The sequence below is a fragment of the Shigella sp. FC1967 genome, from assembly GCF_001743005.1.
GTDB lineage: Bacteria > Pseudomonadota > Gammaproteobacteria > Enterobacterales > Enterobacteriaceae > Proteus.
In genome coordinates, this window is record NZ_MIIZ01000832.1 from 21,703 (window position 1) to 37,561 (window position 15,859).

At 38.0% G+C, this 15,859-nt stretch carries 10 protein-coding genes and 3 pseudogenes; 3 read left to right on the top strand and 10 right to left on the bottom strand.

The window, feature by feature from the left end; genetic code table 11:
* The first annotated feature begins 24 nt into the window (after positions 1-24).
* Together BHE89_RS14100 and BHE89_RS14105 are read left to right on the top strand one after the other, a co-directional pair.
* A complete protein-coding gene (locus BHE89_RS14100; protein WP_069369336.1) occupies positions 25-516 on the top strand; it encodes a C40 family peptidase in 492 nt (163 codons plus the stop codon).
* A 77-nt stretch (positions 517-593) separates the two neighbouring features.
* Complete coding sequence (locus BHE89_RS14105) at positions 594-1,613, top strand: lipoate--protein ligase A (protein WP_069369335.1); 1,020 nt, start codon at positions 594-596, stop codon at positions 1,611-1,613.
* A gap of 88 nt (positions 1,614-1,701) precedes the next feature.
* Here BHE89_RS14105 and BHE89_RS14110 read toward each other — a convergent pair.
* The 10 genes and pseudogenes from BHE89_RS14110 to ppsR form a co-directional block, all read right to left on the bottom strand.
* Positions 1,702-2,071, bottom strand: a pseudogene (locus BHE89_RS14110) (helix-turn-helix domain-containing protein).
* Between the two features lie 511 nt (positions 2,072-2,582).
* Positions 2,583-3,378: pseudogene (locus BHE89_RS14115) on the bottom strand (heme ABC transporter ATP-binding protein).
* Positions 3,375-4,379 carry a FecCD family ABC transporter permease gene (locus BHE89_RS14120; RefSeq protein WP_069369332.1) on the bottom strand — a complete coding sequence of 335 codons (1,005 nt, stop codon included), beginning with the start codon at positions 4,377-4,379 and terminating at the stop codon, positions 3,375-3,377. Before BHE89_RS14120 ends, BHE89_RS14115 begins: the two are co-directional and overlap by 4 nt.
* Positions 4,379-5,194: a heme/hemin ABC transporter substrate-binding protein gene (locus BHE89_RS14125; RefSeq protein WP_069369331.1), complete on the bottom strand. Its 816-nt coding sequence runs from the start codon at positions 5,192-5,194 to the stop codon at positions 4,379-4,381. Before BHE89_RS14125 ends, BHE89_RS14120 begins: the two co-directional genes overlap by 1 nt.
* Positions 5,195-5,209: 15 nt before the next feature.
* Positions 5,210-6,259: a hemin-degrading factor gene (locus BHE89_RS14130; protein ID WP_069369330.1), complete on the bottom strand. Its 1,050-nt coding sequence runs from the start codon at positions 6,257-6,259 to the stop codon at positions 5,210-5,212.
* 39 nt (positions 6,260-6,298) lie between these two features.
* The gene (locus BHE89_RS14135) at positions 6,299-8,326 is read right to left on the bottom strand and encodes a TonB-dependent hemoglobin/transferrin/lactoferrin family receptor (RefSeq protein WP_069369329.1); all 2,028 of its coding nucleotides are present in this window, start codon (positions 8,324-8,326) and stop codon (positions 6,299-6,301) included.
* 68 nt (positions 8,327-8,394) lie between these two features.
* Positions 8,395-10,578 (bottom strand): TonB-dependent receptor domain-containing protein, encoded by a 2,184-nt coding sequence (locus BHE89_RS14140; RefSeq protein WP_069369328.1) that lies wholly within the window; start codon positions 10,576-10,578, stop codon positions 8,395-8,397.
* An 81-nt stretch (positions 10,579-10,659) separates the two neighbouring features.
* On the bottom strand, positions 10,660-10,884 hold the full coding sequence (gene hemP, locus BHE89_RS14145; RefSeq protein WP_128860559.1) for a hemin uptake protein HemP: 225 nt from the start codon (positions 10,882-10,884) through the stop codon (positions 10,660-10,662).
* Positions 10,885-11,075: 191 nt separating this feature from the next.
* Complete coding sequence (locus tag BHE89_RS14150; protein WP_069369326.1) at positions 11,076-12,125, bottom strand: 3-deoxy-7-phosphoheptulonate synthase; 1,050 nt, start codon at positions 12,123-12,125, stop codon at positions 11,076-11,078.
* 120 nt (positions 12,126-12,245) lie between these two features.
* Positions 12,246-13,077, bottom strand: a pseudogene (gene ppsR / locus BHE89_RS14155) (posphoenolpyruvate synthetase regulatory kinase/phosphorylase PpsR).
* Positions 13,078-13,340: 263 nt separating this feature from the next.
* Between ppsR and ppsA the strand changes: the two are divergent.
* Positions 13,341-15,713 (top strand): phosphoenolpyruvate synthase, encoded by a 2,373-nt coding sequence (gene ppsA, locus BHE89_RS14160; protein WP_128860560.1) that lies wholly within the window; start codon positions 13,341-13,343, stop codon positions 15,711-15,713.
* Positions 15,714-15,859 lie beyond the last annotated feature (146 nt).

A 15,859-nucleotide genomic window follows, 5' to 3' on the forward strand; every position in this document is an offset into this window, starting at 1 on the left:
TATGATAGCAATAAGGTGGATGCAATGAGAAAGTCCGTTTTTTATCCTTTCTTACTCTGTATTATTCTGTTGGCTGGATGTTCATCAACTCCATCTAAGCGTATTCCACCAGCGCCTCCATTAAAAACACAACTTTCCGATCCTATCATGGTGATAGTGCAATTAAAATCGCAACTCGAGCAATGGTATGGTACGCCATATAGTTATGGTGGAATGACGCCTTCGGGCATTGATTGCTCAGGCTTTGTGTATAAAACTTACAGTGATCGCTTTGATATAAAGCTTCCCCGAATGACCATTGATCAAACTAAATATGGTACACAAATCAGTAAAAGTGATTTAATGCCAGGTGATTTGGTTTTCTTCAAAACCGGTGGCGGTGAAAATGGGCTTCATGTCGGTATTTATGATACTGATAATACATTTATCCATGCATCAACTAGCAAAGGCGTAACGCGTTCATCCCTTGATAATGTCTATTGGAAAAAGACATTCTGGCAAGCTCGTCGATTGTAGTTTCGTGCCATTTAACAGCCTAATATATTGAGAGTTATGGTATCTTATACCTTATTTTCTTCATATAGGTATTCCTTATGTCAGGCAAATTGCGTTTGTTAATTTCCGAGTCTTTTGATCCTTGGTTTAACCTTGCTGTTGAAGAGTGTATTTTTAGACAAATGCCCGCTGATCAACGCGTACTATTTCTTTGGCGTAACGATAATACGGTAGTTATTGGGCGAGCACAAAATCCATGGAAAGAGTGTAATACCCGTAAAATGGATGAAGATGGTGTTAAATTAGCGCGCCGTTCAAGTGGTGGTGGTGCTGTTTTCCATGATCTTGGCAATACCTGTTTTACCTTTATGGCAGGAAAGCCAGAATATAATAAAACGATTTCAACTCAAATTATTCTTAATGGGTTATTAAAAGCGGGGATTAATGCTACGGCATCAGGACGTAACGATTTAGTGGTTCCCCAAGATGAGGGCGAAAGAAAGGTTTCTGGATCAGCCTATAAAGAGACTAAAGATCGTGGTTTTCATCATGGCACATTATTAATAAATGCTAACTTATCTAGATTAGCTAATTATCTCAATCCAGATCCGAAAAAGCTTCAAGCTAAAGGTATCACTTCTGTACGTTCCCGAGTGGCTAATTTGGTCGAGCTTAAACCTAATATTACTCATGAAGAACTTTGTGAAACTATCACTGAAAGCTTTTTTGAATACTATGGTGAGCGAGTCGATGCTGAGATTATTTCACCGCAAAAGTTACCTGATTTACCTGGTTTTGAAGAAACATTTGCTAAACAAAGTAGTTGGGAATGGAATTTTGGGCAAGCTCCTGCGTTTTCACATCTTTTAGATAATCGTTTTAAATGGGGAGGCGTTGAGCTACATTTTGACGTTGAGCGTGGCAATGTTATTAGAAGCCAAATCTATACAGATAGTTTAGATCCTGCACCATTAGAAACATTATCAGAGATGTTGGTAGGGCAGCGTTATACACCTGGATCCTTAAAAGGGCTTATTGAGCAGCTCATTCAGCGTTATCCTAATAATAAAATGGAGCTTAATGAGCTTCAAGAATGGCTTGTGGCAGCAATAGCGTAATTTTTATTAATGCTAAAAAATAATAAAAAAATAAAAACCAGCTAAAAGAGCTGGTTTTTTCATTAAGAATAATGTGATGCGAAATTGATTAATGATTTTCACATGACATAAAGCAATGAGTGTCTGGCATTTTGCCATTTTCTCTAAATTTAGCGGGTGTAGTATTGAAATGCTTTTTAAAGATACGTGTAAATGTTGCTTGAGAGCTAAAGCCATACATTAAAGCAATATCTAAAATAGACATGTCTTTTTTCTTGTAATGATTTAGCGGCTTCTAATAAGCGACGTTTACGAACATACTCGCCTAATGTGCAGCCTTTAAAATCTTTAAAAATACGCTGCAAGTGCCACTTCGAGTAGCCGCTTTTATTTGCTATCGTATCGATTTTTATACCTTCGTTACGTTGTAACTGGGTTTCTAACCATTTCAGAATATCATTAACGACATTTTCAGCCATAAAACCTCCCACAAAAATGGTGGGGACACGATGCCCAAGTAAATAGAATAGTAACGTATGTTATTTATAACCTATTTTAAGCATGGGGAAAATAACAGGTAGGCAAAAAGTGCTTTTCGTGATTGATAATCATTATCACAATGATAGGTGTATCTTATATAGTTCAACCAAGGTTCAGTTTATTGAATCTTTCAGGTTAAAAATGTTATTTTGTATGACTTTTACTTTGTTGAATTTATTGATTTATTTTTTTCAACTTAATAGCACTGTTATACCTTTTATTTTTTAACTCTGTTATATTTTTTTGTGTGAAATAAAAGCTAATCATTGATTAAGGTGTATTTTAAAGTCAATTAATTTGATTAAATGTCGAAAAATTAAAATAAGATTTATTAATCAATTAAAGGGGGCTTTTTACTCTTTTATTTTCAATTTGATAAGTTTATTGAGAATAAATTAACCAAGCCAACTCTTAGAAAGTAATGCTAAAAGGTGGCTTGGTCATAAAATTTTACCGACGTAGAAAGACTTGAGGATATAAATGTTCTGGATGAGTATTCACACTCACATCTGCGCCATACCATTTTTGAATATTTTCTGTTGTGAGTACACTGTATGGCGTACCTTCACAAACTAACTTTCCTTGATGCAATAATAGAATTCTATCAGCATAAAGAGACGCTAAATTAAGATCATGCAAAACACAGCACACCATAAGATTTTGTGTTTTTGCCAATTGTTTTAATAAACGTAAACTGTGTTGCTGGTGGTAAAGATCAAGTGCAGAGGTCGGTTCATCGAGGAACAATGCAGCATCTTGTGGTGTAGGGTGCCATAATTGCGCTAATACTCTAGCAAGTTGCACTCGCTGTTGTTCCCCTCCTGATAACTGGCGATAGTCTCTATCCTTAAATTTTAAACAATCTATTTGGCGTAGTGCGGTTTCAATGGCGATTTTTTTATGTTGCTGACCATGAGGTGTTCTTCCCATGGCAACCAACTTCTTCGACTGAAAATGAAAATGAGAGCTGACTATTTTGTCGCATAACAGCGCGGTTTTGCGCTAATTGTTGGCTATTCCATTGTGAATAGGTTTTTTGTTTAAAATAACATAGGCCTTGTGTTGGTCTTATATAGCCTGTTAATAAGCGTAATAGCGATGACTTTCCAGCACCATTCGGCCCAATAATGGTAACTAATTCTCCAGCATTAAGTGAAAGTGACACATCATCAATAATCGTCTTATTGCCAATTTGGTGAGTTAAATGATTTCCATAAAGTAATGGTGTGTTTTGTTTTTCGATCATGACATTCTTCCTGCGGGTTGTCGTAAGATAAGCCAAAGGAAATAAGGGCCACCAATTAATCCTGTAATAAGCCCCACAGGGATTTCTGCTGGAGATACCAGTGTTCGTGATAATGTATCAGCTGCGAGTAAGAGCGTAGCACCACCTAAGATAGTGGCTGGTAATAGCCATACATGATTACTACCAATACGTATACGAATAAGGTGTGGAATTACAAGTCCAATAAATCCAATAACGCCACTTAAAGCGACAGCACAGCCAATTAAGATGGCGCTAAGCAGTAGTAAAATAAACTTGGTTCTTCTTACATTTAGTCCTAAATAATGCGCTTCTTCATCACCAAGTTGTAATAGGTTTAATTTATGACTTTGCCAACATGCCAAAATACTGACAGGAATGATTACAAGGGTTGCAATGGATAAGGTTTTCCAATCAATCTGGCTTAATGAACCCATCATCCAAAGAGAGAATTGACGTAATTGTTGATCAGTGCTGATATAACTTAATACACCAATAAAAGACATGCATAGTGCATTGATAGCAATCCCAGCAAGCAATAATCGTGCTAAATTACCGTCACTCAATTGGTGTAATGAGAAGATAATCATTGCCACAATTAAACCGCCAATAAAGGCGGCGATAATATGACTGTAAAATGCAAAGGCGGGTGAAAAAGAGAACGGTAGAATAATCACAATGGCTACCATTAGTGCAGCACCACTACTAATACCAAGTAAACCAGGATCAGCTAATGAGTTTCTAAATAATCCCTGCATTATCGCACCTGATATTGCTAAAGCACCGCCAACGAGAATGGCCAATAATACGCGAGGTAGGCGAATATCTAGCCAAATTTGCCATTCCATATCATCAAAAGAGCTATTCCATAATGTATGAAACGAAAGGGCTAATGCACCGCTATTCACAGAAATTAATGCAACAGTAATAAGCAAAAAGAGTAAAACTAAAAGACTCATCCACGGTGAATGAAAACGAGACATTATTGCTCCAACGCTTGACGAATTTGATGCATGACTTCTGGTGTTGAAAGGGTAAAGCCTAATAATCCCATGTCATCAACAACAACATAATGCTTGTTTTTACCCGCAGGTGTGTATTTTATACCGGGCAATTCCCACAGTTTTTCAATTCCGCCAATACCTTTAATACCTTCTTTGGTGACCAGCAAAATATCAGGTTGGCTTGCAATAACCCCTTCTTGAGAAAGTGGACGATAGCTTGTAAACCCTTGCATAGCATTTTTACCACCGACTAATGAAATAATGGTATCTGCGGCTGTATTTTGACCCGCTGCCATTGGAACAACACCACCATGACTCATGATATAAATGATTTTCTTATTGATAGGCGTGGTTGGAATTTGCTTGATTGAGAGGGCCAGTTTCTCTTTTAATTGATCGCCTTCTTGTTCTTTATTTAAAACAGTCGCAATCGTCTCTATTTTTTCATTAATGGCTTCTAATGAATGTGTACCGGTAATTGTTTTAACAGCGACTCCTGCTTCTTTAATTCGACGTAATGCTAAAGAAGGGCGAGCTAATTCGCTGGTAATGATCAACGTTGGTTTGACAGATAAGATCCCTTCAGGATTTAGCATCCGCATATAACCTACATCAGGAAGTGTTTTCACTTGTTCAGGAACTAAACTAGTGCTGTCTCTTGCGATAATCTGCTCGCCTGCACCTAATGCGAAAACAATTTCTGTAATATCACCACCAATAGTAACAATACGTTCATTGGCTGAAGTGATGAACGATAGGGTGCTACACAGGATCAAAAGAAGCCATTTTTTCATTAAACCATTCTCCGATTAGGCGATTTTAGTGAGGGTATTCACTTGTTCACGCCACTGTTGTTGCTCTGCAGTACCTTCAGTGCGTTGTCCATAGAGTTGAGCAATTTGTTGTCCCTTGTTATCAAAGATTTCAAGGCTGGTAACAAAACCATCTTGAGTTGGTTTACGTGTCACCCAACTTTCTGCGATTTCACTTTCAATTAAATGAAGAGTAAAAGCAGGATTGAAAATATTGATCCAAACTTGTTCGCTATTTTCAAATTGATGAGGAACTAGGCGATCAATTTGTCCTGTAAAAATTTGTACACAACCACGGCTACCGACGAAGATCATGATCTCGTTTTGTGCTTCTTTAGCGAGTTCTAATAAAGTTTTCAGTGCGCTGTTATCGACTTGATAGGCGAGATCGTCAGGAACCGCTTTAAATGCTTGTTGACGACTTAAGTTATTTTCTTTTAGTAGTTTGAAGAATTGGTGAACGTCAGTCATTGAACGCCATTGTTGTTCAAGTTGTTCCGCTAATTCATGACTAACTGGCGTATTTGAGTATGGTTCAACAGGCGTGATATCAAGAGCAGGATTTTCTTCCAATAAGAATGATTGAATAAGTGCATTCCATTCATCCATATTTGTGTTATCTGTCGCATAGATTTTATGTAATGCATCACCATGCATATCAAAGAATTGAATACTATAACGGATCCCTTTTGATGTCTCTTCGGCAAGGGCAAAAATGCTTGACCAATAAGCGAAGAAAAAGCGTAAATCCATTGCTCGGGGATTTAAGATTAAACCTGCGTGATCGCTAAAACGTGCATTTGTGTATTCACCAAGGTGTTCATGAACAGCAATATCATTGCGAGTAATAGCTTTGACTTCACCGACTTTACTTAATGCTTTTAATAATTCTTGTACCTCATTGCGTAAACGCATTGCATCGTGTTCTACGCGTGCGTGCGTGAGTTCAGCTTCACTGATATTTAAGTAAGCAGCAAGATCACGCGCATATGATGCTTTTTTATCCGCTTTAGCTTGCAGGTAGCTCTCATAAAGAGATTTATTCACAGAAACTCCTATTAGATAGTTCGTTGATTTTATTGTTAATTACCACTGATAACTTACCAGTACTTTTGCATTTCGACCTTCTTGAGGAATGCCGGCAGAAGAATAATAAGTTTTATCAAATGCGTTACTCAGTACAAATGAAGTTGTTAACCCTTTTAATGCAGCATTACCTTCATAACGAAGGTAAAAATCATTAACGCCATAACCTGCTTGTTGGCGATGGGTTGGGCGATTAAAACGGTCGTGTTTGGTAAAATCCGTTTTTTTGGTAAATTGACTAATCCAACCGACAGAAAAATCGGTATTGGGTACAGGCACATCAAAGCGATTGGTTAATGTATCTGGCTCAATTGAAGTAATTGAGGCGTTAGTCGCATTATCTTTCCCTTTGGTGTGGTTGTAGGCTAAATCCCAATTAAAGAATTTCGATTGGTAACTCATAGAAACATCCCACCCCCAAATAGTTGCTCTTGAAATATTTGTTGATTGTGTATATCCCTGAAAAATAGAGACATCGGCATCAATATAATCTTTTGCACGAGTATTAAAATGGGCAGCTTTAATTTTCAGATTATCATTATTAGATAATAAATCGTCGAATTGAAAACCGAACCCATATTCAGTAGTTGAATTGGTTTCGGGCTTTAAATTGGGGTTTGGACGCCAATAGTTTGTTGGCGCGCCAGGGAAAGGAGCATCAAAATGTTTCGCGTCGTTATACATCTCACCTAAAGTTGGCGCTCTAAATGCCTGTGAATAAGAAGTATAAAGCATTGACCAGTCAGTCGGTGTGATACTCATTGCCCCTTTTGATGACCATTTATCCGCAGTAATGTCATCATAACGATCGTTTTGACTTTTATATTTGTCAAAACGGGTTCCTAAAATTAAGGAGACAGGTAAATCACGTAAAGTGATTTCATCTTGCACCCAACCTGACATAAATCGAATATCGGCTTGTGGGAAGCTTTCGGCATGTTGGCTCGGTGATTGTTTTTGTTTATAAACCTCACCACCATAAGTCAATCCATGTGATGCAAAGTTGTATGTACCGATTTGTGAGCGGTTTTCGAGTTTTACGCCATAGGTTTTTTGTTCTCGACCTTCAAATCCTTTTTGTTCGGTTTTGGCATTGATATCAACTTCACTGTAATAAGCCTGTGTTTTCAAATTAATCCATTGTAAATCTGAAGGATCAAATTGATAGGTTAACTGAACATCTTTTTGTGTCGTGGTGCGATCCGTTTCTACATTAGCAAGTGTAGGATTCGAGGGAATTTGAGGATTTTTAGGTTGATTTGTATTGTTATGGTAATAGCGGAATTGTCCACTTAATGTGTTGCTATCATCAATTAGCCAACGCCCTTTAGAAAGGAGGTTAATAATGGTTTCATCATTTTGAGCGCGATAACCGCCACCATAACGGATATCACCTTTATCGCGAGCTGATAATGCAACGAGCCCATCAAGATTATCGTGTCTACCAAAAGCTGTAACACCCAAACCTTGGCTATGTTGAGCAGTATTGCCAAGACCAGTAATACGCACGCCACCTTGTTTGTTTTTTGGAAGTAGATCGCTTGCATCAACAGTGTCATAAGCGATAACACCGCCAAGAGCGCCACTACCATATAAAAGTGCAGATGGACCACGAATAACCTCAACTTGTTTTATAAGTAGAGGATCAACAAAAATACTATCGATATGCCCCGTATCTGTTCCTTGGCGTACACCATCTACAAGTGTCAGTATGCCATTTTTACTGTATCCACGCATACTGATGGTTTCACCATTAGTACGGCCCGCACCTGAAATAGAAATCCCAGGTACATGACGAAGTAATTCAGAAGCACTTCCTGCGGTTTCTGACCACGCATTATTATTTTTGATAACCGTTGACATTACGGGTAATGTAAAACTATCGCGTTCATTACCTGTCGCATAAACAGTAAGCACCTCAGAGTTTCTTCCTTCATTAGTTTGTGTTTTCTCTTGTGCAGATACACAAGCAGAAGAGATAGCAACAGCAAGCAAACTAAATTTAATCAATATAGATGGCTGAGACATGCGGATGGATCTCCGTTATTTAATGGGCTGTTAAACAGCCCTTTGTGATATAAATCATTGCTCCTCATCTACCAGCGATAACTGACGGACATTTTGATATTTCTGCCTTCTTGTGGCACACCTAATGCCGAGAAGTACTCTCGATTAAAGGCATTAGTGAGTACCAATGCGGCTTGAACATCTTTATTATTTTGAGATTGATAACTGATTGAGAAATCATGAATGCCATAGCCTGGATATTGAGTAATCAGCTCTTGCATTCGATTTGTTGTTTTGCCTTTTACGTGAGGTGCGCGCCCTTTGTGTGTGCCTTTATTTTCTGTTGCACTGGCAAATTTGCCCGACCATCCTAATGAGAAGGACGTTTTAGCAATAGGCAGTTGAATAAAGGTTGTGAGTATTTCAGGACGAACTGGCGAAATGGTTTCATGTGTGGTTAATTCAAGGGTTTTAGTGCGATTATAGCCTAATCCAATAGATATTAATGGATGTGAATAGCGTAGACCAAGATCAACACCGTCGATAAGTGCTTGAGGAATATTAATCGCTTGTAGATGAAGCTTTTTCGTTAGTACACGAGCATCCCAAATATCATAGGTAATATAATCTATGGCTTTTGTATCAAAATAAGCGGCATTCAGAGAAAATTCATCATTAGCTGTTAATAAGTGTGAAAAAGTCAGTTTTCCACCATATTCCCAAGTGCGGTTTTTTTCAGGACTAAGATTAGGATTTGGGATCCAAAATCCTTTTGCTGTACGACCCAAAATAGCAGGTATTTCAAAATGAAGTGAGTCGTTAAACATTTCATTTAGCGTGGGTACCCTCATATTGGTTGAATATGAGGTATAGAGTTGTAACCATTGTGTTGGTGTAAAGGTTAGTGCAATATTTTTACTAATATTGCTGTCACTTGCTTGATGAAAATCGGGTTTATGTTGTTTAAAATCCTCTAAAAGCACACTTAACTCGCTCTGAGGTTTATTTTTATAATAGTGATAACGTAAACCGGTTGTTAATGCTAAAGGTAAATGTGGTGTCGAGAACTGACTTTCTACCCAGCCCGCAGCATAAAGCATTTTGGCGAGAGGGAAGTTTTTAGCTGCTTGGTTAGAAACCATTTTTTGTTGATAAAATTCTGAACCCAAAGTCATTTTTTGGTTTAATTTATCTGAATAGGAAAATTGAGAGAGGTTCTCAATTTTTAATCCATAAGTTAATTGTGTCCGATCTTCATTTTTACCTATTTTCCCTTGTTGATTTTTTCTGCGTTGATAATCAGAAAGAGAGGTATCAGTCAAAAATGTTTGATTAATATTGAATTGTGAATAATACAAATGACTGGTTAGATTAATCCAATTGTGTGTTTCAGGCTCATAATGATAAGTAATCGAATAATTTTTCTGTTCAGATTTACGTTCTACTTGGTTACTTTTATTTTTTCCAAATCCGCCCATACGATGTAACACTTCTCGCTGAGTGCCTTTATTTTCATAATGTCGAGCTGAAAAAATAAGAGTCTGGTTTTCAGTTGGATAGAGATAAGCTTTAGCAAAAAAGTTATTAACATGTTCGTGATTTTCGAGTTTATCACCATTAGCAAGGCGAATAGGGCCTCGTTGACGTTGGCTGTAAGCAAATAAACCTTCAGCTATATCGTGTCGTCCTGCAATCACACCGCCATAAGTGAAATGCTTATCTGCGGAGGAAAGTGAGGTAAATAATTTGGCGCTGAGTTTTTCATCTATTTTTAATAAACTATGAGGATCAAGTGTTTGAAATGAAACAACGCCGCCCATTGCACCATGACCGTGTAATACGGGGGATGAGCCTTGTTTTATATCAATACGTTTAACTAATGAAGGGTCGAGAAAAATACCACCTAAATTGTTGATAGTAGTTTCTAAAGGTTGCTCGATACCATCGACTAAAATCTTGACGCCTTTTTGATCGTATCCTCGCATCAGAATATTCGCGCCATTTGTGATACCCGTTCCTGATAATGTCACACCAGCAACATCTTTTAACATTTCTCCCGCAGTGGATGCGGTTTGTGTTTTAGCTGAAGAAGCATCAATAACAGAGCGAAAATCTGAGGTTCGATCGTCGTTATAGCCAATAACAGTAAGAGAGTCCGTTCCTGTATTTTCAAGATGTGCAGAGGCAATAGGGGAATACAGCAGACAAAGTGCTGTTGCTATACCTGAATATTTGAAATGTTTTTTCAGCATACACATACCATAAATGTCCATAAAAAGTCCTTGTATATGGAGTTATTTAGCTGGCTGCCTAGCTGAAGGGGTAGGTGGCTTGCAAGTTATTGTTAAAAAAGATTATTTAGTCAGGATTAATTTTCCTGATTTTGTTTGGCGTAGTTGATACAACTCTCCGTTATGTTGAATGTAAACCACACCATCTTTACCTAATAACTCAATACTATTAATTGATTGAATTATTAAAAAATGAGAATTTTGTTTAGTTAAAGAACTATCCAAATTATTAGCTTTTTTATTCATAATACACTTAAGAGTAATAAGCGTTATCATTATGATAATCATTATCGTTAACAAAAATGTTTAGACAAGCTTTTTTTAACGTTAAACCAGTAAATTTAAGTCATATTGTGAATAACAGGGCGTGATACGATGAGAATTAGCACAGTGGAATAAAGGCAAGACTATAATTTTATCAAAATAGAGTAGAAGCAAAATAAAAAAGGGGATAGAAAGTATCCCCTCAAGCATAATGGTTATTTAAATCGATTTTCAACGGCTTGAGCAAGTAGTTCGAGAAGGTGTTCCGTATCATTCCAACTTAAGCATGGATCCGTAATTGATTGACCGTAAACCAAGGGTTTATCTTGAATGACTTTTTGTGAGCCTTCTTGTAAAAAGCTTTCAGCCATCACGCCAACAATCGCTTGTGAACCATCTTTAATTTGTTGACCAACATTTCTGGCTACTTCTAATTGACGACGATGGATTTTTTCACAGTTACCATGGCTAAAATCGATAATAAGATGCTCTGGTAAATCCACTTGTTTTAGTGCATCAACTGCATCAGCGATATCGCTTGCGTGATAATTTGGTTTTTTACCGCCACGCAGAATAATATGACCATAAGGATTACCACTGGTTTGATAAATCGTCATATGACCATTTTTATCAGGCGATAAGAAAGTATGACCTACTCGAGAGGCGCGAATAGCATCAATTGCAATACGGGTATTACCATCGGTGCCATTTTTAAAGCCCACAGGGCAAGAGAGTGCAGAAGCCATTTCACGGTGAACTTGGCTTTCTGTTGTTCTAGCACCAATGGCACCCCAACTAATTAAATCTGCAATATATTGGCCAGTGACCATATCGAGAAATTCAGTTGCAGTGGGTAAACCTAATGCATTTATTTCAATTAATAGTTTTCTTGCAAGGCGAATACCTTCATTGACATTGCAAGAGTTATCAAGGTAAGGATCAGAGATTAAACCTTTCCAGCCAATCACTGTACGTGGCTTTTCAAAGTAGGTTCTCATGACGATTTCTAATCGGTTATGATAGCGTTCTTTCAGCTGATTAAGCTTAGCAGCGTACTCTTTGGCAGCTTTAGGATCATGAATAGAACAAGGTCCGACAATGACGAGCAGTCGCTTGTCTTCACCAATAAGGATCGCTTCAATTCGTTTACGTGCTGATGTGATGTTTTGGGTTATCTCATCAGAAATGGGGAACTCTTTTGCTAAGGTTTCTGGTGTTACCAGACTGTCTAGCGCCTTAGTCCGTAGTTCGTCGGTCTTTAACATAATTCATCTCAATAAATATACAGGGTAAGTCTACCCAGTGATTAAGATCACAATAAACGAAATTCAGCTAATTTCAACAGCGTTCACAGAGAAAAACAAATAAAAAGTCGCCAGAAAGCGTTAAAACATTCTTCTCGCTAATCCCATAGAATCAATTACCTTGGTTGAAATTTCTTCAACAGAATAATTTGTGGTGTTGAGATAAGGGATATTGTTTTTTCTAAAAAGTGCTTCGACTTCAGACAATTCAATTCTGCATTGGCGAATCGATGCATAACGGCTATTTTCGCGACGTTCACCCCGAATAGCAGCAAGACGTTCTGGTGCAATAGTTAAGCCAAATAATTTATGCTGATATTCTTTTAGTTCTGCGGGGAGTTTTAAAAAGTCCATATCATCCGCCGTAAATGGATAGTTGGCAGCTTGAATACCAAATTGCATTGCTAAATAAAGGCTAGTAGGGGTTTTCCCGCAGCGAGAAACACCAATCAAGATCACTTGCGCTTGGTCGAGATTACGTAATGATATGCCATCATCATGAGAAAGGGTGTATTCGATGGCGGCAATACGCGCATCGTATTTACTAAGATTCTTTTCCGTTAATCCATGGGTTTTATTTAATTTTGGTGATGCTTGGATCCCCATTTCTTTTTCAAGTGGTATGACAAGAGATTGCACAATATCTTGGCAAAAACCTTCACTGCTATTTATTATCTGTTTAACTTCAGGGCTGATTATAGAATAAAAAACAAGGGGTTTAGTGCCGCTCTTTTTATAAATTTCAGCAATTTTCTGTTTTATTTCTTCAGCTCTTTCCACCGTCGAAACAAAAGGTAATGTATAACTTTTCATTTTTAATGGAAATTGAGAAAGTACCGCATGGCCTAATACTTCAGCCGTAAATTGCTGTACCATCTGAGATAAAAAAAGACTGTTCTATCAATAGGTTCATTATTATCACAGTTAATAGAATTCAAGCTTAATATCATAATGCTCACCTTTTTTTTTAGCTGAATTAGCAAATCAAACAATATTATCTAAAGCATTTTTAGTGATTATAAAGGATAAAAAAAATAAAAGTTTTCTGGTTGATCGATTCACCTTTCTATATTCAGCATCACATTGTGATACGCTTATTTACGTTGTCGTTTTGACAGCGGGTTTTTCTTTTTTTTCTCTCTCTCTCATAATTGTTTAAAAAAAGGATTGTTCTCAATGTCCAGCAATAGCCTCACCCCGTGCAATGTGCTTTGGTATAACCAATTAGGTATGAATGACGTTGATCGTGTTGGTGGGAAAAATGCTTCCCTCGGTGAAATGATCACAAACCTAGCAGAACTGGGTGTTTCTGTTCCTAATGGGTTTGCTACCACAGCGCAAGCGTTTAATGATTTTCTGGAACAGAGCGGTATCAACCAGCGTATTTATGAATTACTTGATAGCGTTGATGTTGATGATGTTCATCAGCTGGCTCAAGCTGGTAATCAAATTCGTCAGTGGGTAATTGATACACCTTTTACGCCTCAGTTTGAAAAAGATATTCGCGATGCTTATCTCACATTAAGTGAGGGTGAATCTGAAGCGTCATTTGCCGTTCGTTCATCTGCGACAGCAGAAGATATGCCTGATGCTTCTTTTGCCGGTCAACAAGAAACGTTTTTAAACGTTCAAGGTATTGATGCCATACTCGTAGCAATTAAACACGTATTTGCCTCGTTATTTAACGATCGTGCAATCTCTTATCGTGTTCACCAAGGTTATGATCACCGTGGTGTTGCATTATCTGCGGGTGTTCAACGTATGGTGCGTTCTGATCTCGCTTCTTCAGGTGTGATGTTTACCATCGATACTGAATCAGGCTTTGATCAAGTTGTCTTTATTACATCAGCTTATGGTTTAGGTGAAATGGTTGTGCAGGGGGCAGTTAACCCAGATGAGTTCTATGTACACAAGCCAACTTTAGCAAAAGGTTTACCTTCTATTGTTCGCCGTAATCTTGGTTCTAAAAAGATCCAAATGGTTTACGCAGACAGTGTTGAACATGGTAAACAAGTCCGTATCGAAGATACGCCTGAATCACTGCGCAATCGTTTTTCCCTGACTGATCATGAAGTTCAAGAGCTGGCTAAACAAGCTGTGTTGATTGAACGTCACTATGGTCGACCAATGGATATCGAATGGGCTAAAGATGGACATAATGGTCGTTTATACATTGTTCAAGCACGCCCAGAAACAGTTCGTTCTAACCAACAAGTTATGGAGCGCTATCAATTAAATGAAAGTGGCTCTGTTATTATTGAAGGTCGTGCTATTGGTCATCGTATTGGTACGGGTACCGTGAAAGTTATTCATAACTTAAGTGAGATGGATAGAATTGAAGCGGGCGATGTGTTGGTCACTGACATGACAGACCCAGATTGGGAGCCTATCATGAAAAAAGCCTCTGCGATTGTGACTAATCGTGGCGGAAGAACATGTCACGCTGCAATTATTGCCCGTGAATTAGGTATTCCAGCGGTTGTGGGTTGTGGTGATGCAACAGAATGTATTACGGAAGGACAAGTGGTAACCGTTTCTTGTGCTGAAGGTGATACAGGATTTGTTTACGATGGCAAACTGGATTTTTCTATTCAGAGCTCCGCAATCGATAATATGCCTGAATTAGGGCTCAAAATCATGATGAACGTCGGCAATCCGGATCGTGCATTCGATTTTGCTGGTCTACCAAATGAAGGTGTTGGTCTTGCGCGTTTAGAATTTATTATTAACCGTATGATTGGTGTGCATCCTCGCGCATTATTAGAGTATGACGACCAAACTGAAGCATTAAAAGCCGAAATCAATGAAATGATGGCTGGCTATGAATCTCCAGTTGAGTATTACATCAGTAAATTAACGGAAGGGATTGCTACATTAGCCGCGGCATTCTGGCCTAAACGCGTTATTGTTCGTTTATCTGACTTTAAATCTAACGAATACGCTAACTTAGTGGGGGGGGATCGTTATGAACCAGATGAAGAGAACCCAATGTTAGGATTCCGTGGTGCAGGTCGTTATGTTTCTGACGATTTCCGTCGCTGCTTCTCGCTTGAATGTGAAGCGATAAAACGTGTTCGTAATGATATGGGTTTAAAGAATGTTGAAGTCATGATCCCATTTGTTCGTACTGTACGCCAAGCTGAAGAGGTGATTGATGAATTAGCCGCAAACGGTTTGAAACGAGGTGAGAACGACTTAAAAGTCATTATGATGTGTGAAATTCCATCTAATGCCTTATTGGCGGATAAATTCTTAGAGCATTTTGATGGTTTCTCTATTGGCTCTAATGACATGACCCAATTAACATTAGGTCTTGACCGAGATTCAGGTGTGGTCTCTGCACTGTTTGATGAACGCAATGATGCAGTGAAAGCATTATTATCAATGGCAATCCAAGCCGCAAAACGTAATGGAAAATATGTGGGTATTTGTGGTCAAGGACCTTCTGATCATGAAGATTTCGCACAATGGTTAATGGAAGAGGGAATTGATAGTTTATCTTTAAATCCAGATACTGTAATTAAAACTTGGGTAAAGTTAGCACAATAGAATTAATATCATAGATATGAATAAAAGCTCACAATATAATGTGAGCTTTTTTTATACAATTATAAAATAATAGGTAAAAAAAAAAGCCTATCATGGGCTGACAGGCAAAGACTACACACAGCAATATTTTATATTCATTAATCCCG

What these genes read in the sequence shown, in the direction of transcription:
- ppsA (WP_128860560.1), top strand. Translation starts at nt 13,341, where the DNA reads ATGTCCAGCAATAGCCTCACCCCGTGCAATGTGCTTTGGTATAACCAA.
- BHE89_RS14140 (WP_069369328.1), bottom strand. Translation starts at nt 10,578, where the DNA reads ATGGACATTTATGGTATGTGTATGCTGAAAAAACATTTCAAATATTCA.
- BHE89_RS14125 (WP_069369331.1), bottom strand. Translation starts at nt 5,194, where the DNA reads ATGAAAAAATGGCTTCTTTTGATCCTGTGTAGCACCCTATCGTTCATC.
- BHE89_RS14105 (WP_069369335.1), top strand. Translation starts at nt 594, where the DNA reads ATGTCAGGCAAATTGCGTTTGTTAATTTCCGAGTCTTTTGATCCTTGG.
- BHE89_RS14100 (WP_069369336.1), top strand. Translation starts at nt 25, where the DNA reads ATGAGAAAGTCCGTTTTTTATCCTTTCTTACTCTGTATTATTCTGTTG.
- BHE89_RS14135 (WP_069369329.1), bottom strand. Translation starts at nt 8,326, where the DNA reads ATGTCTCAGCCATCTATATTGATTAAATTTAGTTTGCTTGCTGTTGCT.
- BHE89_RS14120 (WP_069369332.1), bottom strand. Translation starts at nt 4,379, where the DNA reads ATGTCTCGTTTTCATTCACCGTGGATGAGTCTTTTAGTTTTACTCTTT.
- BHE89_RS14150 (WP_069369326.1), bottom strand. Translation starts at nt 12,125, where the DNA reads ATGTTAAAGACCGACGAACTACGGACTAAGGCGCTAGACAGTCTGGTA.
- hemP (WP_128860559.1), bottom strand. Translation starts at nt 10,884, where the DNA reads ATGATTATCATAATGATAACGCTTATTACTCTTAAGTGTATTATGAAT.